The organism is Mesorhizobium sp. BR1-1-2 (assembly GCF_020165435.1).
Classification (GTDB): Bacteria; Pseudomonadota; Alphaproteobacteria; order Rhizobiales; family Rhizobiaceae; genus Mesorhizobium.
Map to the genome: position 1 here is coordinate 561,188 of NZ_JAIUID010000003.1, position 21,286 is coordinate 582,473.

Genomic DNA, 21,286 nt, shown 5'->3' on the forward strand with positions numbered 1-21,286 from the left:
GACGCGACGCTGATCCAGAGGCATGACCCGGAGGGGTGGAACGCGGTCTCGAGACCATGTTCAAGCTCTACTCGGATGCCGATTCGATCAGCTTGCGCCGCTGTTCCCAGGTGCCTGACGTCTGCGGCTTGACGAACAGCCGGGTGATCTCAGGCATTTCCTTCCTCAGCCGCGCTTCGATGCGCTCGACGCAGGCTTCGATTTCCGGCGCCGACAGATGGTCCTCGAATTCGATACTCAGGCCGGCGACGATCTCTTCCGGACCCATGTGGACCGTGAGCACGCCGTTCGCCCGCTGCACGGCCGGATCCTGCTGGGCGATCGCCAGCACTTCTTTCTGCACCTCCGGTGAAGCAGGCTCGCCGATGAGCAGCCCCTTGCTTTCACGCGCCAGGAAGGCCGCGGTCGCACCCAGGATCAGCGCAATGCCGATCGAGGCGACGCCGTCCAGTTCCGGCATCTCGAAAATCTCCGCCGCCAATATGCCGGCAAAGGCGACTATCAGGCCGAGAAGCGCGGCACTGTCTTCGAATAGCACCGTGTAGACGCTTGGATCCTTGCTCGATTGCACGGCCTGCAGCCAGCCCTGCCGGCCCTTCTGCCGACGGAATTCCCTCAGCGCCACCAGCCACGAGCTGCCCTCGAACAGGAACGACAGGCCGAGCACGATGTAATTGACCCTGACATTGGCGGCCGGTTGCGGCGCAATGATGTGCGTCACGCCTTCGTAGAAGGATACGCCGGCGCCGAGCGCGAAGACGAGAAGCGCCACGATGAAGCTCCAGAAGTAGAGCTCGCGGCCATGGCCGAGCGGATGCGCGCGGGTGGCCGGGCGTGCAGCGCGATGCATGCCATACAACAGCAGACCGCCATTGCCGGTATCGACCAGCGAATGCACGCCCTCCGAAAGCATCGCCGAACTGCCGGTGAAGAAGGCCGCGGCGAATTTGGTCAGCGCGATCGCGAGATTGCCGGCGAGCGCCGCGTAGATGACCGTTCGAGAGCCGCCATGTCCCGCCATTGCTTCCCTGTCGTCCTGTCCGACGCGCGAAGTCTAGAGCAATTCCAGGAAAAGTGGGACCCGATTTCCTTGAGATCGTGCTGCCGGCCCGCGAAATTCCCCGGCCATCCACGACGCATCAACCCCCATCCGTTCAAGTCCGTGCGCGCCGGTTGAGATTCATAAAGGCCCTCGAAACAGGTTGCCGGATTTTCGCGGCCGTGACCGCGAAACAGCCCCTTGCCTAGAGGCATTTCTCTTGTTTCACTTCGCTTCCCGCAATTGGAGGAACGAATCATGGCAAAAGGTGCGATGAAGGCAGGCAAGGAAGCCCGCAAGCCTAAGAAGGATGCCAAGAAGCCAGCCGCTGCTCCCACGCTCAAGGCGCCGCCGGTCAAGGCAACGAGGCTCAAGGAAAAATAGGCTTTCGCGTGCCTCGGGACGGAGTTCGCCGGCGGCGTTCGAAACACCGCCGGCAGTCTGTTGATCGGATGTTAGGACATACAATATCTGGTGCGGGGACGACCCCACATCTTCTGAAATCCGGTCGGGACGACCCGCCCATTGTTTGATAGGGCATCGGCAGCCGGACGGCTGCCGCGGTGCTCTGTCGATCGCGTATCGCATTGTCCTGAAACGGAGACCGGTGCGATGCTTGGCTGGAGCGTTCCCCATGTCGTGGATTTTTCTGTTTTTCGCCGGCCTGTTCGAGATCGGCTGGGCAATAGGCCTCAAATACACCGACGGATTCACCCGGCTCGTCCCGACCATGCTCACGGTCGCCTCGATGATCGTCAGCCTCACGCTGCTTGGACTGGCGCTGAAGGCGCTGCCCGTCGGCACCGCCTATGCGGTGTGGACCGGTATCGGCACGGTCGGAACGGCGCTGCTCGGTATCTGGCTGCTCGGCGAGCCGGCGACGGTGATCAGGCTCGCCTGTATCGCGCTCATCGTCTGTGGCATTATGGGACTGAAATTCGCGGCGTAAAGCAATCCAGGAAAAGTACGAAGCGGTTTTCCGTCCGGAATTGCGTCGAAGCAAACAGAGCAATCCGCGAAAGTCGCATCACGACCGGCGTCGGCAATCGCATGAATTGGCGCGCGGACAAACGCATGCAGGGCCGCTTCGCAGCGACCCTGATCCTCGAAGCAGATTGCTCCGGCGGTCTGAGGCTAGCGGCCGGTAAAGCCCGGCGGCGTCCTGCCGGTGCGCGCCTTGCGCGCCGCATAGCGCGCATCGCGCTTGGCCTTGCGCTCGGCCTCGTCGGCCAAAAGACGCGCGATACGCTCGGCCTCTTCGGCTTCACGAATCCTGGCTTCCGCCTGCGCCGCCTCTTCGGCCGCGATCCGTGCGGCTTCGGCTGCGGCCTCGCGCTCGGCTTTCTCGATTGCCTCGCGTGCCAGCCTTTCCTGCTTCAGCCTCGCCTTCTCGGCTTCGCGTATCTCACGCGCCGCAAGGATAGCCTTGCGTTCGGCTTGTCGCGCCAGCACTGCGGGATCGTCCGCCGCCGGCTTTGACTTGAAGCGCTCCAGAAGCGCCTTCTTTGCCTCGTTCGCGGCGTTGCGCCGCTCGAAAATGTCTTTTTCCCTGTAGATAGCCAAGTCCACTTCCCTGAAGTCAATTCGCGACGCTTACATACGCGCGAAAACCGGGAGTTCAAGCGCCAAAACGGTATGCCAGCCATGAAATTCCGTGCTGTTGCAGCCGGGAGACGCCTTTGCGGCTGAAACGGACACGCACTGTTCGCAGTCGGACCCTCTGGTGGCGATGCGGGCTGATCGCTACCTCTAGCGCGAAAATCAACGCCAGGATGACACCAGATGGAACTCGGTCTCTATACTTTCGCCGACGTCAGCCCGCAGCCGGGCCCCGGCGCAATCGGCCCGCACGAGCGGCTACGCAACCTGATCGAGGAGATCGAACTGGCCGATCAGGTCGGCCTCGACGTTTTCGGCCTCGGCGAGCACCACCGGCCGGACTATGCCGCGTCCGCGCCCGTAGTGGCGCTGGCCGCGGCGGCCGAGCACACCAAGCGCATAAAACTGACCAGCGCCGTCACTGTCCTGTCCTCGGACGATCCGGTCCGCGTCTTCCAGCAATTCGCCACGCTCGACCTTCTTTCCGGCGGACGTGCCGAGATCATGGCCGGGCGCGGCTCGTTTATCGAATCCTTTCCGCTGTTCGGCTACAAGCTCGAGGATTATGACGAGCTGTTCGCCGAAAAGCTCGACCTGCTGCTCGCCATCCGCGATCAGGTGAAGATCACCTGGTCGGGCAATCTGCGCGCGCCGATCAACGATCGCGGCGTCTACCCACGCCCCTTGCAGGAAAAACTGCCGATCTGGATCGCCATCGGCGGCACGCCGCAGTCCGCCGCCCGCGCGGGCGCGCTCGGCCTGCCGCTGGCGCTCGCCATCATCGGCGGCGAGCCGGCGCGGTTCGCGCCGCTCTTCGACCTCTACCGCGAGGCCGCCAGGCGCGCGGGCGCCGATCCGAAGGGCCTTGCCACCAGCATCAATGTCCATGGCTTCATCGCCGAGACGACCGAGAAGGCGGCCGACGATTTCTATGGCCCGCAGGCCGAGGTGATGAACCGCATCGGCCGCGAGCGCGGCTGGGGTCCGACCTCACGGGCTCATTTCGACCAGTCGCGTGGCCCGAGCGGCGCCTTGTTCGTCGGCAATCCCGAGCAGGTGGCCGAGAAGATCGTCGCCCAGCACAAGATCTTCGGAAACGACCGCTTCCTGCTGCAGATGGCGATCGGCATCATGCCGCATGCCAAGGTCATGAAGGCGATCGAACTCTACGGCACCAGGGTGGCGCCGATCGTGCGCAAGGAGACGGCCGACGTCGGCCCGGCCCCGGCGCCTGCCGCGTAGTATTGCGCTTCGGCCAAAAATTGCGCCGGAACCAATAACCGCGACAACGAGCCTCGTGGGCTCGCCATAAGCGCCGGCTAACGGAACCTTGGAGCGGCAGGGGCGTTTTCGTCAGCGGTTGCGCCTATTGCGGTGCGCCGCCGAGGGACCGTGATGAAAGCTGACCCCACCGCTTCGGTCGCGGGCGTTGCCGAAGCAGAAGAGGCGCGCATCGTCGCCCGCGCCGACACCCATCTGATACGCTCGCTGCTCGTCGGCATCTTCATTTTCATGGCCGTCTATGCGCTCTATTTCGCCCGTGCCTTCTTCATGCCGGTCATACTGGCTTTTCTGCTGGCATTGACGCTGACGCCGATCGTCAGGCTTCTGCGCAAGCGCGGCATCCCCGAGGTGATTTCGGCGACGCTTCTGGTGCTTCTGTCCCTCTGCCTCTTCGCCAGCGCCGGCTACCTGCTGAGCGGCCCGGTGATCGATCTCATCAACAACACCTCGTCGATCGGCCAGCGGTTGACCGAGCGGCTGGCGCATTTGCGGCCTCCGCTCGAGAGGATCATGGAGGTTACACATCAGATCGAAGGCCTCACCGAGACGTCGCAGGAGCCGGGCATACAGAAAGTAGCGGTAGCCCAGTCTGGCTTCCTGTCGTCGGCGGCCTCGAACATTCTCTCGGCGGGAACAAGCCTGACCATCATCTTCGTGCTGTCACTGTTCCTGCTCGCTTCGGGCACGATGTTCTACGAAAAGATCATCCAGTCCTTCGCCAGCCTCACCGAGAAGAAGCGGGCGCTGCGTGTCGTTTACGACGTGGAGCAGGAAATCTCGCACTATCTGCTCACCGTCACCATCATCAATATCGGTCTCGGCACGGTCATCGGCCTTGGCCTGTGGGCGCTCGGCATGCCCAATCCGTTCGTCTGGGGCGCCACGGCCGCTCTGCTCAATTTCCTGCCCTATGTCGGGGCGATGATCACGCTCATCGTGGTCACGATCATCGCGCTGATCAGCTTCGACACGATCTCCTATGCGTTGCTGGCGCCTGCCTTCCTGATTTTGTGCGACGTCGTCGAAGGCCAATTCGTGACGCCGATGGTTGTCGGCCGGCGGCTCGAGATCAACGCCGTGGCGATCTTCATCGCCATTGCCTTCTGGTCATGGCTGTGGGGCTTTGTCGGTGCGCTGATGGCGGTGCCGCTGCTGGTCGTCGTCAAGGTCTTCTGCGATCACTTCGACGGGCTCAGCCCTGTCGGCAATTTTCTCGCCGCTCAGCATACCATCACTCTCGAGGACGAGGAGGGCCCGGCGCCGGCAAACGCGAAAGGGTAAGCTACTCCAGGCCCGGCATGCTCGCCGTTGCGAAAAGTCAGGTTCAAGAATTTGAATTTGCGACCCAGGCCGGCACTTCCTACATCCGATTTCCTCAAAGGATGTCGTCTATGACCGAACTTTCCGTCCTCGACCTGTCGCCGATCGTCGAAGGCAGCGATGCCTCGCAGTCGCTGGCCAATTCGCTTGATCTTGCCCGCCATGCCGAGCGGCTGGGCTACAAGCGCTATTGGCTGGCCGAGCATCACAACATGCCCGGCATCGCCAGTGCCGCCACCTCGGTCGTCATCGCCCATGTCGCGGGCGGCACCAAGACCATTCGCGTCGGCGCCGGCGGCATCATGCTGCCCAATCACTCGCCGCTGGTCATCGCCGAGCAGTTCGGCACGCTGGCCGCCTTGTTCCCCGGCCGCATCGATCTCGGCCTCGGCAGGGCGCCCGGTACGGACATGAACACGGCGCGCGCCTTGCGCCGCAATCTCGAGGCCGGCGCCGACAATTTCCCGCAGGACGTCGTCGAGCTGATGGGCTATTTCCTGCCGGCGGAAGAAGGCCAGCGCCTGCGCGCCGTGCCGGGCGAAGGCCAGACCGTGCCGGTCTGGATTCTCGGCTCCAGCCTGTATGGCGCCCAGCTTGCCGCCATGCTCGGCCTGCCCTACGCCTTTGCCTCGCATTTCGCGCCGGCCGAGCTAGACCATGCGCTGGACATCTACCGCTCGCGTTTCCAGCCGTCGGAACAGCTCGACAAGCCCTATGTCATGCTCGGCCTCAACGTCTTTGCCGCGCCCACCGACGAGGAGGCGCGGCTGCTGTTCACCTCGCTGCAGCAGGCCTTCGTCAATTTGCGCACCGGGCGCCCCGGAAAATTGCCACCACCGGTCGAGAACTATGACCGCGATCTCGATCCGATGGCCAAGTCCATGCTCGGCCAGGCGCTGTCCTGCGCCGTGGTCGGCTCGCCGGAAACGGTGCGGCAAGGCATCGACGCCTTCGTTCGCCGCACCGGCGCCGATGAATTGATGGTCACCGCGCAGATATTCGACCATGCGGCTCGGGTGAGGTCCTTCGAAATCCTGGCTGACGCCCACAAATCGCTGTCGCAAGCAGCGTGAGATTTCCAGCTCGGCGCTTGCCGATAGCGATTCAACGACTGAACCGCTCTACGCACTCACGCTCTGCGCCACCGTTCCCAGCGGTCGGCATGAATTACGGATCATCAGCCGGCCCTTGAGCACCAGCTTGCGCGGCGGCGCGTCGCGATTTCCGGCAAGGCGGTCGAGCAGCAAATTGGCCGCCTGTTCGCCGATCGCCTGCACCGGCTGCGCCACCGTGGTCAGTTGCGGGACAAACACATCCGACCACGGAAAATCGTCGAAACAGGCGATCGAAACATCTTCCGGGCAGGACAGGCCGATATCACGGATCGCCTTCATGGTGCCGATCACCATCGGATTGTTGGCGGAGAAGATCGCGCTCGGCCTGTCGTGCAGCGACAACAGCTGCATGGCCGCGTTATAGCCGTCGATCTCATGAAAATTGCCGGAACGCACCAACTCTTCGGCCACCGGCAGACCGGCTGCCTGAAGCGCTTCGCGATATCCCGCCATGCGATCATGCATCGGTGAAATATCCGACGTTCCGGTGATGTAGCCGATGCGCCGGTGCCCGAGATGGATCAGGTAGGTGATGGCGTCGAACACGGCGCGCTGGTTGTCGAGCACCACGGCATCCGTGTCGACACCGTCACAGATGCGGTCAAGCAGGACGACCGGCACGTTGGCGTCGTCGACGATGCGCTTGAGGATCGTCCCATCGCCGACGCGCGCCACGATCAGCCCGTCGACCATGCGGTCGAGCAGCAGCCTGATCTGGTCGTCCTGGGTGTTGAGGTCCTCGTCCGTGCAGCACAGCATGACCGCATAGCCGGCGCGGTCGAAGGCCTGCTGGATGACTGACACGACATCGGTGAAGAAAGGATTGGTGATGTGCGGGACAGTCAATCCAATGGTGCGCGTGGTGCCCATTTTCAGGCTGCGGGCGATCGCATTGCGCTTGTAGCCGATATCGCGGATCGCCTGCTCGATGCGCTGGCTGAGCTCCGGGCTGACCGTCGCCGTGCCGTTGATCAGCGCCGAGACCGTGGCGACCGACACGCGCGCCGCTTCGGCCACGTGAAGCATGGTCGGCGCCGTCGATTTTCGCTGCCTTGTCTGCCTTGACCTTGCCATTTCGAAACGTTTCGCCGCCTCTCGATGCCTCATACCTACGGAATATCGCGGTTTTTCGCAAGAATTGAAATGAGGCAATCCTGCGTGACCAGATAGAAGCTTGACAGGATCGAAACGTTTAGAATAGCGTTCATGAGGTCAGACGACGACGGAAGGGAGGCCGCCTTTGTCATGGAGCAGGGAAATTCCATCGCTCGTGGGGATGTTGCGGCGGCGGACCGTTCGGATGTCGTCCTGAGCGCCGAACGCGTTTCCAAGAGCTTCGGCGGCATTGCCGCCTTGGTCGATGTCGGTTTCGAGCTGCGGCGCGGCGAAGTCCATGCCTTAATGGGTGAGAACGGCGCCGGCAAGTCGACGCTGATGAAAATCCTTTCCGGTGTCTACACGGGTTATGAAGGCACGGTTCGCGTCGACGGCGTGGCCGCGAATTTCGCCGGCGTGCGCGACGCCGAGGCCGCCGGCATTGCCATCATCCACCAGGAGCTCAACCTAGTTCCCGAACTCAGCGTCGCCGACAACATCTTTCTCGGGCGCGAGAAGCTGATCGCCGGGCTGATCGTCGACCGCAAGGCGAGCAGCCGCGCCGCAAGCGCCCTTCTGCAGCGGCTGGGCATCGAGCTCGACCCGGAAGCCCGTGTCGGCACCTTGCGCGTCGGCGAACAGCAACTGGTCGAGATCGCCAAGGCGCTGTCGATGTCGGCGCGCATCCTGATCATGGACGAGCCGACATCGGCGCTCTCTCCAGCCGAATGCCAGAGGCTGTTCCGCATCATCCGCCAGCTTGCCGACAGCGGCGTCGCCATCGTCTACATCTCGCATCGCATCGACGAGGTCATGCACCTGGCGGGCAGGGTCACCGTGTTTCGCGACGGACGCCACGTGCTGACGCGGCCGATGGGCGAGCTCGACGAGAACGCCATCATTTCGGCGATGGTCGGGCGCGATCTGCTGGCCTCCTCGGAAGAGGAGCGCCGTTCCGGCGGCGAAGTCGTGCTTTCCGTCGAGAACCTGTCGCTGACGAAACCCGACGCCCATGGCTGGTGCACCGTGATCGACGGCGTCAGCTTCGAACTCGCCGAAGGCGAGATCCTTGGCATTGGCGGGCTGCTGGGTTCAGGGCGCACCGAGATCCTGGAGGCGATCTTCGGCTCGAGCGATGGCCGCACCGGCGGCGAGATCCGGCTCGGCGGCTCGCCGGTCGAGATCCGCTCGCCGCGCGATGCCAGGCGCCTCGGCATTGCGCTGGTGACCGAGGATCGCAAGACGCAAGGCCTGCATCTCCAGGCCTCCATTACAGACAACGTCGCGTTGCCGCTGGTCGGATCGCTGGCGCGCTTCGGCATCCGTTCGCTGGCCGGCGAACAGGGGCTGGCGCGCCACGCGGTCCGGGCGCTCGGCATACGCTGCGAGGACATCGATCAGCCAGCCGGCACGCTGTCGGGCGGCAACCAGCAGAAGGTCGTCATCGGCAAATGGCTGGCGACACGGCCGCGCGTGCTCCTTCTCGACGAGCCGACGCGCGGCATCGACGTCGGCGCCAAGCGCGAAATCTACGACCTCATCTTCAAGCTTGCGCGCGACGGGCTGGCCATTGCCGTCATCAGCTCCGAATTGCCTGAACTGCTGCACCTCTCCGACCGCATCCTGGTGATGGCCGATGGCCGCCAGACCGGCATCCTTTCCCGCGATGCGGCGAGCGAGGAGGCCATCATGCGTCTCGCAGCACCGCGTCGCACGATTTCGAGACCTGCCGCATGACCGCCTTGAAACTCCTGTCCCGCACCAAGCTCTATTGGGGCCTGATCGCCATCTTCCTGATCGGCGTGCTGGGCTCGCCGGTCAGCTCCAAGGGCAACAACATCTTCCTGTCCTACGGTAATCTGCTCGACGTGCTGCGCCAGGTGTCGACCACCGGCCTGATCGCCACCGGCATGACCGCGGTGATCATCACCGGCGGCATCGATCTTTCCGTCGGTTCGCTGATGGCCATCTGTTCGGTGGTCTGTGCCATGCTGCTGACGGTTCCGGGCGTGACGCCGGGAGTGGTGCTTGGCGTGCCCACCGTCGCCTTGGTGGCGCTCTGTCTCGGCTTCATCGTCACCCGCTTCGTCTTCCTCAATCTCGAAAAGTCGCGCGCCGGCGCCGATGCCTCGCGCGACGCAAGGCTGGACCGCGCCCGCGGCCTGGTCACGCCGGCAATCGTCGGCGTGGTCCTGTGCTGTCTTTCCCTGTGGTACCTGCTGCCGCAGGTCGAGCCCAAATTCGGCGTCCTCGGCGTGCTGCTGGTCGCGCCATGCGTGGGCCTGCTGTTCGGTGCGCTCAACGGCTTCATCATCGTTGCCGGGCGGCTGCAGCCCTTCATCGTCACCCTGGCGATGATGGTGACGGCGTTGGGCATCGCCCGGCTGACCGCCGGCCAGAACAATGCCGTGCTGCCGGTCTATACCGGCTCGAACGCCACCGAGGATTTCGAGCTGCTGCGCTCGATGGTGTTCGGCGTCGTCCCGATGCCCGGCCTGTTCTTCCTCGGCGCCATCCTGATCTATGGCGCGGTGCTGCGCTTCACGCCCTTCGGCCGCTATGTCTACGCCATCGGCGGCAACGAGGAGGCGGCCAGGCTTTCCGGCATCGCCGCCGGCCGGGTCAAGATCGTCACCTACGCCGTTTCGGGCCTGCTCGCCGGCATTGCCGCGGTGCTCTATGTCGCTCAGTACCGGCAAGGCAAGCCCGATGCCGGCGCCGGCCTGGAGCTCGACGCCATCGCCGCCGTGGTCATCGGCGGCACCAGCCTGATGGGTGGGCGAGGCAGCCTCACCGGGACCTTCTGCGGCGTGCTGATCTTCGGGCTGCTGTCCAACATATTGCAGCTCCACAACATCAATTCGAACCTTCAGCTGGTGCTGAAAGGGATGATCATCATCGGCACGGTGCTCGTGCAGGAGCGCAATGCCGGTGATCTCCTAGCCTATCTGCGCCTGCCCGGAGCGGCGCACAAGGAAACGGCCGCGGCAAAACGGCCGTCGCAAGAGACCCGGTCTCTCAATCTCGGAGGAAACAAGAAATGAAACGACGTGACACGCTGAAGCTTGCCGCCCTTGGCGCGGCATTGCTGACCACCACCGCGCTGCTCTCCACCGGCCACGCCTTGGCCCAGGACAAGAAGTGGAAGATCGGCTTCTCGCAGGTGACCACCATCGAGCCTTGGCGCGCGCAGTTCAACAAGGACATACTGGCCGAGGCCGCCAAGCATCCCGAGGTCGAACTGATTATCACCGACGGCGAGGACAAGACCGAGAAGCAGGTCGCCGATGTCGAGAACCTCATCCGCCAGGAGGTCGATGCGCTCTTGGTGTCGCCGAAGGAATCGGCCGGCCTGACCGGCGTCGTGCAGCAGGCGATCGACGCCAAGATCCCGGTCTTCGTGCTCGACCGCAATGTCGACACCAAGGACTACACCCAGTTCGTCGGCGGCGACAACAAGCTGATCGGCCGCGCGGCCGGCGAATATGCCGTCGAGCTGCTCGGCGGCAAGGGCAAGGCATCGGGCAATGTCGTCGAGATCTGGGGCGGCATGGGCACCCAGCCGGCGCATGACCGCCATGACGGCTTCCATGAGTTCACCGACAAGGAGCCGGGCATCAAGTACCTGCTCGACCAGCAGTCGGGCGACTGGAAGCAGGACCAGGCTTATAATCTGATGGCCAACGCGCTGAAGAGCAACGAGAAGATCGATCTCGTCTACGGCCACAACGACCCGATGGCCTATGGCGCCTATCTCGCCGCCAAGGATGTCGGCCGCGAGAAGGACATCAAGTTCATCGGCATCGACGGCCTGCCGAATGAAGGCGTGCAGATGGTGAACAAGGGCGAGCTGACGGCGACCTTCACCTATGTCACCCCGGGCGCCGAGGGCCTTCGGCAGGCGATCAAGTTCCTCAACGGCGAGAAGGTCGAAAAGACCATCACCTTGCCGACGCAGAAGATCACCAAGGAAAACGCCGCCCAGGTGCTGAAGGACAACGGCCTGTGAGTTTTCGCCGGAGATAAGCGTCGGCCCAAGGTCCAGGTTCTTCGGCCCTTCCTCTCCCCCGTCGATCGGGGGAGAGGCGTCGAGCGCAGCTCGACGGTGTGGGGGGTCGACGCGTGGCGCGCGCTCTGGCCCCTTTCAATATCCGTCGGCGGCGGGCCAGGTGGTTCCCGTCCGGAGGGAGAGGAAAGGACCTCGCCGCCGGCCCTACGCCAATTTCGCCAGCAGCTTCATGAAGGTGGCGATCTCCTTGGCCGTGAGCGGTGCCAAGGTTTCCTCCGTAATCTCGCGCGCCAGCGGGATCAGGCGTTCGATCGCCTCGCGTCCTTCGGCGGTCAAATTGACCAGCAGCCGCCTCTTGTCGCCTTCGTGCTTGGAAAGTTCGACGAGGCCGCGCGCCTTCAGCCGGTCGATGACGCCCTTGACCGTCGCCGCGTCCATTGCAATCAGCGTGCCGAGCTGGTTCTGCGAAGTCTCGCCGACGTCGCGCAGCTTGGCCAGTGCCGCGAATTGCGGCGGCGTCAGGTCGCCGATACGCGCGGCGAAGATCGAGACGTGGCGCTGGTGCGCCTTGCGCAGGATGAAGCCGACCTGCTCCTGCAGGTGGTAGTCCTGATCCTCGGCCTCTTCGGCCTCGACCAGCTTCAGCAGATTGTCCTCGCCGCTCACCGCAGCCCGTCCCAGGCCTTGATGTCGTCGGCCGCGAGCCCACCCATGCGATTATGGATGCGCGGGCCGCAGGTCATGGCGAGGCAGAACAGGATCTCGTCGGAACGCGGGCCGTCGCTGACGCCGACTTCCATGGCGTCGAAATGGCTGCGCACATAGGCGGCGTTGATGTGGCCGAGCGGCACGTCCAGCCGCGAACCGAACGCGCCGACCTTTTTCGCCGACGGCACGATCGCCTTGGCGTCGCCGAGCCGTTCGCGCATCGCGTAGCCGCCCGGCACATGCCAAAGCGCGCCATGCTCGAGTTCGCCCGATGTGCCGACGATGGCGCCTTTGCCATAACCGTCGATCTGCTTCACGTCGCCACCCAATGCCGCGATCAGCCGGTCGGCCAGCATCAGCCCGAGCGGCTTCAGATCGTCCATGGCGCTCTGCAACTCCTCGACATAGCGCCCGGCGAACGGGTTCTTGACAACGGCGAGAGCGGCAGCGCGACGGCGCGGCACCTTGGCCACCGGCCCGCCTTCATGAAAGATCTCTTCGGTCACAACCGCGATCTTGCGGACCGGAAACTCAGGCATGGGCAACTTCCTCCAGTTCGTGCTTGTTGGGCGCAGCGAGTGCAACGGAGCCGCTGATGCGGGCCTCGCCACCGAGAAACAGCGCCGATCCGGCAATTAGGCCGCGCCGGCGAAAATCTTCGGCGACGGCAAGGCCATTGTCCAGTGCGCGCGCCACCTCGCCAGGGGCAAGCGGACCGACGCCTTGCGTCACCAGCCGCGAGCCCAGATCGCTGTCGGGCGACAGGTCGAGTGCGGGAATGCGCTTGATCGCAGGATTGCCGGGCAGATCCACTGCGTTGGCGATGAGCGTCGCCGCCGCATCGGCTTCGGCACCGGTCCGTGCCAGCACGGTGACGGCGTCTGCAATGCCCAGGGAAAACGAACGGCCGCGCCAGCCGCTGGTGGCGACACCGCGCACCCCATCTTCCGCGCGGATCGTGATCCGGTCGGCCATGCCGTTGCCGGTGCCGGCAATGATCAGGCCGATCGATGTGCCCTTGGCAAGATGGAGGGCGCTATCGCCACCATTGTTGACATAGGCGCGATCCAGCTTGCGACCGACGAGCAGCGCGGCAAGCACTTCGTCGGCTACCGATCCGGCAACAGCAGCCATCGGTGTGATGAAGCATTCCGCCAACGGCATGACGGCTGCCTCCATGCGGCGCGCCGTCGGGCCGGCGAAGCTGCGCGGCGCCAGGAAAAATGCCGGGAGGCGCAATTCGGGAAGCTCCTCGACCAACTCAGTCAGGATCGTCTGGAAACGCGCGACGGCCTGCGCGTAGGCGGCGCGACGCTCATCCGCCTCGCCGAAGACCTCGACGACCAGGTCGATCGGCCCGTGGTTGAGGTGCAGCCGCTTGCCATCCCCGAGCCAATGCGCCTGCGGGCCGGGCATCGCTTGCGAGCCTGACATCATCCGGCTCCGTTCGACGCGGCGCGCCTTAACTGCGCCAGCGGCGGCCATGGGTTGCGGGCCGGCGCACCGTCGCCCCGGCGCGCGTTCAGATACTCGCCACCCTTGGCGATGACGTCCTCGACGCTGCGGATCTCGGCCTCGTAACCGCCGAGCCGGACATAATCGTCGCGGCGCAGCGTGAATTCGATCGGCGCCACCAGCGCCGGCGTCGGCACGTAGCCGAAGGCGCCTTCCGGCACACGCATCACATCCACCATCAGCGTGATGCCGCCGCCCGGCCAGACATAGACCGGCGCACCGCCGACCGTCACATAGGTGGTCAGGCCCTGCACAGAACGCGTCAGGTTGACGGGATTCTCGGTGACGCCGGCGCGCAGCGAGCCGCCGGCGCCGCCGATGAACAGCACGGTGCACAGTGCCGGTTCGCAATTGTCCTCGATCAGTCCCACGGATTTCTGCAACCGCTCGGGAAAAGGTTTTTCGACCGGCTTCAACTGGTCATCGAGCTCGTAATAGGCGAACTGTTCGCCGGTGGTCGAAACCATCAGCAGCGACAGGCCCGGCCGCGCGCCCTTCTTGGCGTTCCATTCGCCCAGGATCGACAGCGGGTCGGATATGCTGGTGCCGCCCCAGCCGAGGCCAGGCTCGGACACCTTGAAATAGCGTCCGGGGGTCGAGCGGCGGCCGATGATCTTTATCCCCGTGTCCTGCCAGCCCAGCACCTTGCCGGCCTGATGCTCCGAGACGACGCCGGTGATGTGGTCGTCGACCACCACCACCTCGTCGACCAGCCCGCGCCATTGCGTGGCGAACATGCCGATGGTCGCCGAGCCGCAGCCGACCCGCATGCGGTGCTCCTGCTTGCCGTCGATGATCGGGGGCTTTCCGGCTTCGATGATGACGGTCGCGCCGCCGTCGATGGTCAGTTCAACCGGCTTGCGGTTGCACAGGTCGAGCAGCGCATCGCAGGTGGCGCGGCCTTCAGCCTTGGAGCCACCGGTCAGATGATGCACGCCGCCCAGCGACAGCATCTGCGAGCCATATTCGCCCGTCGTGACATGGCCGATCGCCTCCCCTTGCGAGCGTACGACAGCTGTTTCGGGTCCGATATGACGGTCGGTGTCGATCTTCACCTTGACGCCGCAATAGGAGAAGATGCCTTCGGTGACCACCGTGACGAGATCGACGCCCTCGACCTGCTGGCTGACGATGAAGGGCGCCGGCTTGTAGTCGGGATAGGTGGTTCCGGCGCCGATCGCCGTGACGAAGCGGCGTCCGGTGTTGACCAGTTCGCCATCCCAGGTCTCGCCCTCCGCCACGAAGGGCACGACAGCGGCGCCGATCTCGGCGGTATGATCGAGAATGGTCAGCGGGTCCATGCGCACAATGCGGCCGCCGGCATTGCCGTAGCGGTCGCAGGCGCCGGTGCGGCCATCGGCGATGTAGCACATGACAGGGCAGGCATCGCAGCGGATCTTCTCCGCCACCAGCTTCTCGCCGGGATCATGGGTTTCGAAGCGTTCGGCAAGCTCGCTCATCGGCATGCCTCCCTCTCGCGGATGGCGGCGCGGATGCGAGTCGGCGTCGCCGGAACTTTGGTGATCGCAATACCGGTCGCATGGCGGATGGCGTTGAGGATCGCCGGCGCCGTCGGGATCAGCACATGTTCACCCAGGCCCTTGGCGCCGAATGGCCCTTCCGGGTCTGGCACCTCGATCAATATCGTCTCGATCGGCGGCACGTCGCCGATGGTCGGGATGAGATAATCGTGTAAATTCTCTGTGCGGCCGGGAATATACTCTTCCATCAGCGCCATGCCGATGCCTTGCGCGATGCCGCCCTCGATCTGGCCCTCGACCAGCAGCGGGTTGATCGCCTTGCCGACGTCATGCGCGGCGGTGATCTTGACCAGCTTCACCGCGCCGAGCTTGAGGTCGACTTCGAGCTCGACGATCTGCGCGCCGTAACCATAGACCGCATAGGGCTTGCCCTGGCCCTTGGCGTCGAGCGGCAAGGTCGGCGGATCGTAGGTCTCCTCGGCGCGGAAGACGAAGCCGTCTCCATCCTCATCGAGCGAGCCAAGATCGATGCGGCGGGTCGCCTCGCCCTCGCGGATGACGATTGCCGGGCCGTCGAGTTGAAGCGACGCCTTTTGCGAGACATTGGCAAAACGCAGGATCTCATCGCGCAAGGCACGGCCGGCCTTCTCGGCCGCCCTGCCGGTGACGAAGGTCTGGCGCGAGGCCGAGGTCTTGCCGGCATCGGGAGTGATCGCGGTATCGGCGCCCTTGAGCCGGAATTTTTCCAATGGCAGGCCGAGAGCGTCGGCGCAGATTTGCGGGATGACGGTGTTGGAGCCCTGGCCGATGTCGACGGCGCCCTGGTGCAGGATGATCTCGCCTGACGCCGCAATGCCAACCCGGATGGTCGACGGATTGGGCAGCGAGGTGTTGCCGCAGCCATACCAGCAGGAGGCGATGCCGACGCCGCGCTTTTTATCCGCGCTGGCACTGTTGAAGGCATCCGCGTCAGCCGTTGCACGCGACCAATGCGGCCGCAGGGCATCGAGGCACTCGGCAATGCCGACGCCGGACTCCAGAAGCTGTCCTGTAACCGTTTCGGAGCCGTTCCGAAGGCAGTTCTTCAAGCGAAAATCGAGTCGGTCAATCCCGAGCTTATCAGCCAGCTCGTCATACAGCGTCTCCTGCATGATTGTCGCCTGCGGCACGCCGAAGCCGCGAAAGGCGCCGGAAATCGGTCCATTTGTATGGATGGCGCGGCCCTCGGCGCGATAGTTCGGCGTCGCATAGGGACCGGAGGCATGCACCGGCACGCGGTTGGCAACCGTCGGTCCCCAGCTGGCATAGGCGCCGGTGTTGAAATCGCCCGAAAAAATCATGCCGGTGACATGACCCTCGGCATCGGCGCCGATGGTCGCTTGCATCTGCGCCGGATGGCGCTTGGTGGTCGACATCATCGATTCGTTGCGGGTGTAGGCAAGTGCCGCCGGCCGCCCGGTCCTCATGGCCACCAGGCCGATCAGAGGTTGCAGCGACACGTCGAGTTTCGAGCCAAAACCGCCGCCGGTCGCGGTCGGCACGATGCGCACCTTGTCGACGGGCAGGCCCAGCACCTTCGCCGTCTCGTCGCGGTCCATATAGGGTGCCTGCGTGCAGGCGACGATGACCAGCGTGTCGCCATCCATATAGGCATGGCCGGCTTCCGGCTCGATATACGCATGCTCGACATAGGACGTCTCGATCGCGCCGGTCACCGTGACGGCGGCATCGCCAAGCGCCGCCTCGGGATCGCCGCGTTCGACGAAGCCCTTGGTCAGAAGATTTCCCGGACGGTTCGCATGGATCAGTGCCGCGCCTTCGGCCCGTGCTTCGCAAGGCTGCGACAGGTGCGGCAATTCGGTCCAGCGGATCGGGAAATCCGACAAATCCAGATCGAGCATCGCCTCGCGCTCGCCGGCCACCACGGCCACCGCCTCGCCGCGAAACCGCGCGCTGCCTTCGGCGAGAACCGGCTGGTCGGCGAACGGACCGATCACGCCAAAACAGTTCTTTCCCGGGATATAGGCGGCCGTGAAGACGCCGGCGATGCCGGGATGCGCTTTTGCCCAGCCATCGAGGTCGCCGAAGGCGAAGGTGGCATGGTAGTGCGGCGAGCGGACCACCAGCACGGAAAGCGCATCGGCGGGGAAGGAATCGCCCCCGAATTTCTCACCCCCCGTCACCTTCGGCACACCATCGAGCCGGATCGGGGAGGAGCCAATGGCGTGGCCGGACCGAGGCAGACGGTAATCCAGGCTTGCAGCCTGGCCGGAGGCCTCCATCACCGCCGCGACGATCTTGCGGTATCCGGTGCAGCGGCACAAAATACCGCCCAGCGCGTCCTGAACCTCGATCTCGCTCGGGCTGGCTTTCTTCTCCAGCAGGGCCGTCGCGGCCACCAGCAGGCCAGGCGTGCAGATGCCGCACTGCGCAGCGCCATGGGCCAGGAACGAGGCCTGCAGCGCCGACAGCCGGCCATTGGCTAGGCCTTCGACCGTCGTCACCGACGCCCCGGCGGCCGATGCCGCCGGCATCAGGCAGGCGCAAACCGGATCGCCATCGACCAGCACCGTGCAGGCGCCGCAGTCGCCGGCGTCGCAGCCGACCTTGGTCCCGGTCAGCAGCAATTCCTCGCGCAGCACCGAGGACAGCCGGCGCAGCGGCGGCACGTTGATCGAGACGGCGGCGCCATTGACCGCGAAGGCGATCTCGGCGCGCGCCAGGCTGGGCTGACCCGCGTCACTGTCGGATCGGGTTCCGCGGGATCGACCCAGGCTGATGTCAGGCTGAGCTTTGTTCATGCCGCCACCCTGTCGCCGCTCACCGGCCCGGCAGCCGCAAGCACGGCGCGGGCCACGATTTCGCGCGCCGCGTCCTGCCGGTATTCGGCGCTGCCGCGCACGTCGCCGATCGGCGACAACTCGTCCATCGGCGCGGTCAGCACCGCGGCGGCCAGTCCATCATCCGCCGCCAGTCCGCGCAGGGCCGCCTCGACCCCGCCGAGCCGCTTTGCGACAGCCGAGCAGGAACCGACGGCGACCGCCGCTTGCGTGACGACGCCGTCCTGCACCACCAGGCGTGCCGCCGCCATGGCGATGGAGATGACGAGATAGCGCCGCGCGCCGAGCTTGACGAAAGCCGACATACCCGTGCCGGCCGTTTTCGGCACGCGGATGGCGATGACCATCTCGCCGGGCCGCAGGTCCGTGCGGCGATTGCCGAGGATGAATTCGCCGAGCGGCAGGTAGCGCACCGCTTGCGCCGAGCGCAGTTCGATCTCGGCGTCGAGCACCAGCAGCGCCGGCACGCCATCCGCGGCCGGCGAAGCGTTGCAGAGGTTGCCGGCGATCGAGGCGACATTCTGGATCTGAACGGAACCGACCTCCCGCGCGGCCGCCTTCAGCGCATCGAAGGCCGGCGGCAAGGGGTGGCGAACGATGTCGGTCCAGCTGGTGCGCGCGCCGATCCGCCAATGCGTTTCGGTCTCCGCGATGCCGCGCAGGGCCGCCAGCCCGTTGATGTCGAGCACATTGTCGCGGAAAGGCTTGCTGCCTTGCGCCGGGTAGAAGTCGGTGCCGCCGGCAAGGATGCGCCACGAAGCTTCGCCAAGCAGGGCGAGCGCCTCGTCGACCGTGGTGGGTTTCGCGTAACGGATCACGCTTTGCCTTCCCAGAAAAAGGGCCTTTCCGAGGGAACCTGCCGGCGTTCGGGCCGGCTCGAATTCATTCGTATGCAAATGATATCAAGTCGGCGGAAATTGTCAAAGCCGGAGTTTGCCGGGCACCTCGTCTGGAGGCCGGTGCCGCGCATTTGTTCTGCGCAAGATCAAGGCGTCGCAGCACCCTTTGCGCGTGAGGGTGTGCGCGCGACGCTGTAATGGTTGACGCGGCCCGCCATCTGGTCAAGTTTCTCCGTCCGGTCGCGCCAGCGGCTTTCTTTCGCCGGGATCCCCCTGGGAGCCCGTGCCCGAGACCGACAGGAAGGAAACCCCCATGGCCGACGAAGCGCTTGTCGTCATCGACCTGCAGAACGATTTTTGCCCTGGCGGCGCGCTGGCGGTGGCCGGCGGCGACGAGATCGTGCCGCTGGTCAACGACCTGATCCGCCGAACCGACCACGTCGTGCTGACGCAGGACTGGCACCCCGCCGGTCATTCGAGTTTTGCCTCCAGCCACCCGGGCGCCCAGCCTTTCGAAACCATCGAGATGCCCTACGGGCAGCAGACGCTGTGGCCGGACCATTGCATCCAGGGCAGCCTCGGCTCGGATTTTCACTCGGGTCTTGCCTGGACCAAGGCAGAGCTCGTCATCCGCAAGGGATTTCGGCCTGGTATCGACAGCTATTCGGCCTTCTTCGAGAACGACCACACGACGCCGACCGGTCTTGCCGGTTATCTCAGGGAGCGCGGCATCGACACGCTGACCCTGGTCGGCCTGGCGACCGACTTTTGTGTCGCCTTCTCGGCGCTCGACGCGGTCAAACAAGGGTTCAGGACCACGGTCAGGCTCGATGCCTGCCGCGGCATCGATCTCAACGGTTCGGTCGAAACAATGCTGTCGAGGATGCGCGAAGCAGGCGTGACGCTCGAAGACCACGCGGCGGACTAATCGCATCGTGGGGGAAAGGAGGGGGTCCATCCGGGTAGCGACAGCTTTGACGGCAAGCGCCGTGGCGGCTGTCGCGATGCTGTTTCCAGAAACGGTCTTCGCCGCGGAGGAGCACGGCCTGCCAGGCCGGACGATGTCGCTGTGGTGGGCGCTGCCCTTTGCCGGCCTGTTGCTGTCGATCGCCACCGGACCGCTGCTTTTCCACCATATCTGGGAGCATCATTACGGCAAGATAACAGCGCTTTGGGCGGCTCTCGTGGTGGTACCGCTCGCATCGGCCTTCGGCACGACGCTGGCAACGGAAGCGGTGCTGCATGCGCTGCTCACCGAATACATGTCGTTCATCATTCTCCTGTTCGCGCTGTTCACCATTTCGGGCGGCATTCTCGTGGCGGGCAACATCCACGGCACGCCGCTGGTCAATGCCGGGCTGCTGCTCATCGGCGCCCTGCTCGCCTCCGTCATCGGCACCACCGGCGCCTCGATGATCCTGATCCGGCCGCTCATCCGCGCCAACGACAACCGGCCGTTCAACGCCCATGTCGTCATCTTCTTCATCTTCCTGGTGTCCAACATCGGCGGTTCGCTGACGCCGCTCGGCGACCCGCCGCTGTTCGTCGGCTTCCTGCGCGGCGTCGATTTCTTCTGGACCACCGCCAACCTCTGGCGCGAGACCCTGTTCGTCGGCGGCGTCGTGCTCGCCGTCTTCCTGGCGATCGACATGACGCTGCATCGCCGCGAAAGGGGCGCGCCAAAGATCAAGGACCCGACACCGGACACGAAGGTGCGCATCCGCGGCCTGCCCAACCTGCCGCTGCTGGCCGGCGTGATCGGCGCGATCCTGCTTTCCGCCACCTGGAAGCCCGGCATCGGTCTTTCCATCCAGGGGGTGGACCTCGAGCTGCAGAACCTTGTGCGCGACGCCGTCATCCTGGCGCTTGCCTTCGTCTCGCTGGCCGTCTCGCGCAAGGAGTATCGCGAGGCCAATGGCTTCAACTGGGGGCCGATCGCGGAAGTGGCGAAACTGTTCGCCGGCATCTTCATCTGCATCGTACCCGTGGTCGCCATCCTGAGGGCCGGCCATGAAGGCGCGCTGGCGCCGCTGGTCGCGCTCGTCACGTCGGCGCAGGGCATGCCCAACGATCTCGCCTATTTCTGGCTGACCGGAGCGCTGTCGTCCTTCCTCGACAATGCGCCGACCTACCTGGTGTTCTTCGAGCTCGCCGGCGGCGCTCCCCGGCATCTGATGACGGAGCTCGCTTCGACCTTGGCGGCGATCTCGGCGGGTGCGGTGTTCATGGGCGCCAACACCTATATCGGCAACGCGCCGAACTTCATGGTCTACGCCATAGCCCGGCATCGCGGCGTGAACATGCCGGGCTTCTTCGGCTACATGGCATGGTCGGGCGCGGTGCTGATCCCGACGTTTTTAATCGCCGGGTTTTTGTTCTTTGGATAAGCCCACGATGGCGCCAGGCGGGTCGACGCGGAACGGCTACCAGGGGAGGTCGTGC

At 64.8% G+C, this 21,286-nt stretch carries 19 protein-coding genes; 10 read left to right on the forward strand and 9 right to left on the reverse strand.

Annotation, left to right across the window (positions count from 1 at the left end):
* Positions 1-67 precede the first annotated feature (67 nt).
* A complete protein-coding gene (locus LB551_RS09210; protein ID WP_140551616.1) occupies positions 68-1,021 on the reverse strand; it encodes a cation diffusion facilitator family transporter in 954 nt (317 codons plus the stop codon).
* Between the two features lie 276 nt (positions 1,022-1,297).
* On the opposite strand from LB551_RS09210, the gene LB551_RS29920 reads away from it, so the two are divergent.
* Positions 1,298-1,423: a hypothetical protein gene (locus LB551_RS29920; protein WP_140491427.1), complete on the forward strand. Its 126-nt coding sequence runs from the start codon at positions 1,298-1,300 to the stop codon at positions 1,421-1,423.
* A 250-nt stretch (positions 1,424-1,673) separates the two neighbouring features.
* Positions 1,674-1,988, forward strand: coding sequence for a quaternary ammonium compound efflux SMR transporter SugE (gene sugE, locus LB551_RS09215; protein ID WP_224658970.1), 315 nt, complete (start codon positions 1,674-1,676; stop codon positions 1,986-1,988).
* A 185-nt stretch (positions 1,989-2,173) separates the two neighbouring features.
* On the opposite strand, the gene LB551_RS09220 is transcribed toward sugE, so the two are convergent.
* The gene (locus tag LB551_RS09220) at positions 2,174-2,602 is read right to left on the reverse strand and encodes a DUF6481 family protein (protein ID WP_140551615.1); all 429 of its coding nucleotides are present in this window, start codon (positions 2,600-2,602) and stop codon (positions 2,174-2,176) included.
* A gap of 219 nt (positions 2,603-2,821) precedes the next feature.
* On the opposite strand from LB551_RS09220, the gene LB551_RS09225 reads away from it, so the two are divergent.
* From LB551_RS09225 to LB551_RS09235, 3 genes are all read left to right on the forward strand, one after another.
* Positions 2,822-3,880: an LLM class flavin-dependent oxidoreductase gene (locus LB551_RS09225; protein ID WP_224658971.1), complete on the forward strand. Its 1,059-nt coding sequence runs from the start codon at positions 2,822-2,824 to the stop codon at positions 3,878-3,880.
* A 153-nt stretch (positions 3,881-4,033) separates the two neighbouring features.
* Positions 4,034-5,203 carry an AI-2E family transporter gene (locus LB551_RS09230; protein WP_224658972.1) on the forward strand — a complete coding sequence of 390 codons (1,170 nt, stop codon included), beginning with the start codon at positions 4,034-4,036 and terminating at the stop codon, positions 5,201-5,203.
* Between the two features lie 110 nt (positions 5,204-5,313).
* Entirely contained in the window at positions 5,314-6,315 is a 1,002-nt protein-coding gene (locus LB551_RS09235; protein ID WP_140551612.1) for an LLM class flavin-dependent oxidoreductase, read from the forward strand.
* A 48-nt stretch (positions 6,316-6,363) separates the two neighbouring features.
* Here LB551_RS09235 and LB551_RS09240 read toward each other — a convergent pair whose 3' ends face one another.
* The gene (locus LB551_RS09240) at positions 6,364-7,383 is read right to left on the reverse strand and encodes a LacI family DNA-binding transcriptional regulator (protein ID WP_140551611.1); all 1,020 of its coding nucleotides are present in this window, start codon (positions 7,381-7,383) and stop codon (positions 6,364-6,366) included.
* A 219-nt stretch (positions 7,384-7,602) separates the two neighbouring features.
* On the opposite strand from LB551_RS09240, the gene LB551_RS09245 reads away from it, so the two are divergent.
* Genes LB551_RS09245 through LB551_RS09255 form a run of 3 tightly spaced genes read left to right on the forward strand, consistent with a single transcriptional unit; the run spans position 7,603 to position 11,461 of the window.
* Entirely contained in the window at positions 7,603-9,189 is a 1,587-nt protein-coding gene (locus LB551_RS09245) for a sugar ABC transporter ATP-binding protein (protein WP_140551774.1), read from the forward strand.
* Positions 9,186-10,496: an ABC transporter permease gene (locus LB551_RS09250; protein ID WP_140551610.1), complete on the forward strand. Its 1,311-nt coding sequence runs from the start codon at positions 9,186-9,188 to the stop codon at positions 10,494-10,496. Before LB551_RS09245 ends, LB551_RS09250 begins: the two co-directional genes overlap by 4 nt.
* Positions 10,493-11,461 carry a substrate-binding domain-containing protein gene (locus tag LB551_RS09255; protein WP_140551609.1) on the forward strand — a complete coding sequence of 323 codons (969 nt, stop codon included), beginning with the start codon at positions 10,493-10,495 and terminating at the stop codon, positions 11,459-11,461. The genes LB551_RS09250 and LB551_RS09255 overlap by 4 nt, the downstream gene beginning before the upstream one ends.
* A gap of 204 nt (positions 11,462-11,665) precedes the next feature.
* Here LB551_RS09255 and LB551_RS09260 read toward each other — a convergent pair whose 3' ends face one another.
* Genes LB551_RS09260 through LB551_RS09285 form a run of 6 tightly spaced genes read right to left on the reverse strand, consistent with a single transcriptional unit; the run spans position 11,666 to position 18,823 of the window.
* On the reverse strand, positions 11,666-12,127 hold the full coding sequence (locus tag LB551_RS09260) for a MarR family winged helix-turn-helix transcriptional regulator (protein ID WP_140551608.1): 462 nt from the start codon (positions 12,125-12,127) through the stop codon (positions 11,666-11,668).
* Positions 12,124-12,708, reverse strand: coding sequence for an amino acid synthesis family protein (locus tag LB551_RS09265; protein ID WP_140551607.1), 585 nt, complete (start codon positions 12,706-12,708; stop codon positions 12,124-12,126). Before LB551_RS09265 ends, LB551_RS09260 begins: the two co-directional genes overlap by 4 nt.
* A complete protein-coding gene (locus tag LB551_RS09270; protein ID WP_224659019.1) occupies positions 12,701-13,585 on the reverse strand; it encodes a UPF0280 family protein in 885 nt (294 codons plus the stop codon). Before LB551_RS09270 ends, LB551_RS09265 begins: the two co-directional genes overlap by 8 nt.
* A gap of 17 nt (positions 13,586-13,602) precedes the next feature.
* Entirely contained in the window at positions 13,603-15,144 is a 1,542-nt protein-coding gene (locus LB551_RS09275) for a 6-hydroxynicotinate reductase (protein ID WP_224658973.1), read from the reverse strand.
* Positions 15,141-17,966 carry a molybdopterin-dependent oxidoreductase gene (locus tag LB551_RS09280; protein WP_224658974.1) on the reverse strand — a complete coding sequence of 942 codons (2,826 nt, stop codon included), beginning with the start codon at positions 17,964-17,966 and terminating at the stop codon, positions 15,141-15,143. Before LB551_RS09280 ends, LB551_RS09275 begins: the two co-directional genes overlap by 4 nt.
* Complete coding sequence (locus LB551_RS09285) at positions 17,963-18,823, reverse strand: FAD binding domain-containing protein (RefSeq protein ID WP_140551605.1); 861 nt, start codon at positions 18,821-18,823, stop codon at positions 17,963-17,965. Before LB551_RS09285 ends, LB551_RS09280 begins: the two co-directional genes overlap by 4 nt.
* Positions 18,824-19,157: 334 nt before the next feature.
* On the opposite strand from LB551_RS09285, the gene pncA reads away from it, so the two are divergent.
* Together pncA and LB551_RS09295 are read left to right on the forward strand one after the other, a co-directional pair.
* Complete coding sequence (pncA, locus tag LB551_RS09290; RefSeq protein WP_224658975.1) at positions 19,158-19,772, forward strand: bifunctional nicotinamidase/pyrazinamidase; 615 nt, start codon at positions 19,158-19,160, stop codon at positions 19,770-19,772.
* A gap of 76 nt (positions 19,773-19,848) precedes the next feature.
* Entirely contained in the window at positions 19,849-21,231 is a 1,383-nt protein-coding gene (locus LB551_RS09295; protein WP_224658976.1) for a sodium:proton antiporter, read from the forward strand.
* Positions 21,232-21,286 lie beyond the last annotated feature (55 nt).

Bases quoted from the DNA above. Each gene is read 5' to 3' on its own strand.
- LB551_RS09265 (WP_140551607.1), bottom strand. From the start codon at position 12,708: ATGCCTGAGTTTCCGGTCCGCAAGATCGCGGTTGTGACCGAAGAGATC.
- LB551_RS09245 (WP_140551774.1), top strand. From the start codon at position 7,603: ATGGAGCAGGGAAATTCCATCGCTCGTGGGGATGTTGCGGCGGCGGAC.
- sugE (WP_224658970.1), top strand. From the start codon at position 1,674: ATGTCGTGGATTTTTCTGTTTTTCGCCGGCCTGTTCGAGATCGGCTGG.
- LB551_RS09235 (WP_140551612.1), top strand. From the start codon at position 5,314: ATGACCGAACTTTCCGTCCTCGACCTGTCGCCGATCGTCGAAGGCAGC.
- LB551_RS09250 (WP_140551610.1), top strand. From the start codon at position 9,186: ATGACCGCCTTGAAACTCCTGTCCCGCACCAAGCTCTATTGGGGCCTG.
- LB551_RS09240 (WP_140551611.1), bottom strand. From the start codon at position 7,383: ATGCTTCACGTGGCCGAAGCGGCGCGCGTGTCGGTCGCCACGGTCTCG.
- LB551_RS09225 (WP_224658971.1), top strand. From the start codon at position 2,822: ATGGAACTCGGTCTCTATACTTTCGCCGACGTCAGCCCGCAGCCGGGC.
- LB551_RS09210 (WP_140551616.1), bottom strand. From the start codon at position 1,021: ATGGCGGGACATGGCGGCTCTCGAACGGTCATCTACGCGGCGCTCGCC.
- LB551_RS09280 (WP_224658974.1), bottom strand. From the start codon at position 17,966: ATGAACAAAGCTCAGCCTGACATCAGCCTGGGTCGATCCCGCGGAACC.
- pncA (WP_224658975.1), top strand. From the start codon at position 19,158: ATGGCCGACGAAGCGCTTGTCGTCATCGACCTGCAGAACGATTTTTGC.
- LB551_RS09255 (WP_140551609.1), top strand. From the start codon at position 10,493: ATGAAACGACGTGACACGCTGAAGCTTGCCGCCCTTGGCGCGGCATTG.
- LB551_RS09230 (WP_224658972.1), top strand. From the start codon at position 4,034: ATGAAAGCTGACCCCACCGCTTCGGTCGCGGGCGTTGCCGAAGCAGAA.
- LB551_RS09295 (WP_224658976.1), top strand. From the start codon at position 19,849: ATGCTGTTTCCAGAAACGGTCTTCGCCGCGGAGGAGCACGGCCTGCCA.
- LB551_RS09275 (WP_224658973.1), bottom strand. From the start codon at position 15,144: ATGAGCGAGCTTGCCGAACGCTTCGAAACCCATGATCCCGGCGAGAAG.
- LB551_RS29920 (WP_140491427.1), top strand. From the start codon at position 1,298: ATGGCAAAAGGTGCGATGAAGGCAGGCAAGGAAGCCCGCAAGCCTAAG.
- LB551_RS09270 (WP_224659019.1), bottom strand. From the start codon at position 13,585: ATGCCCGGCCCGCAGGCGCATTGGCTCGGGGATGGCAAGCGGCTGCAC.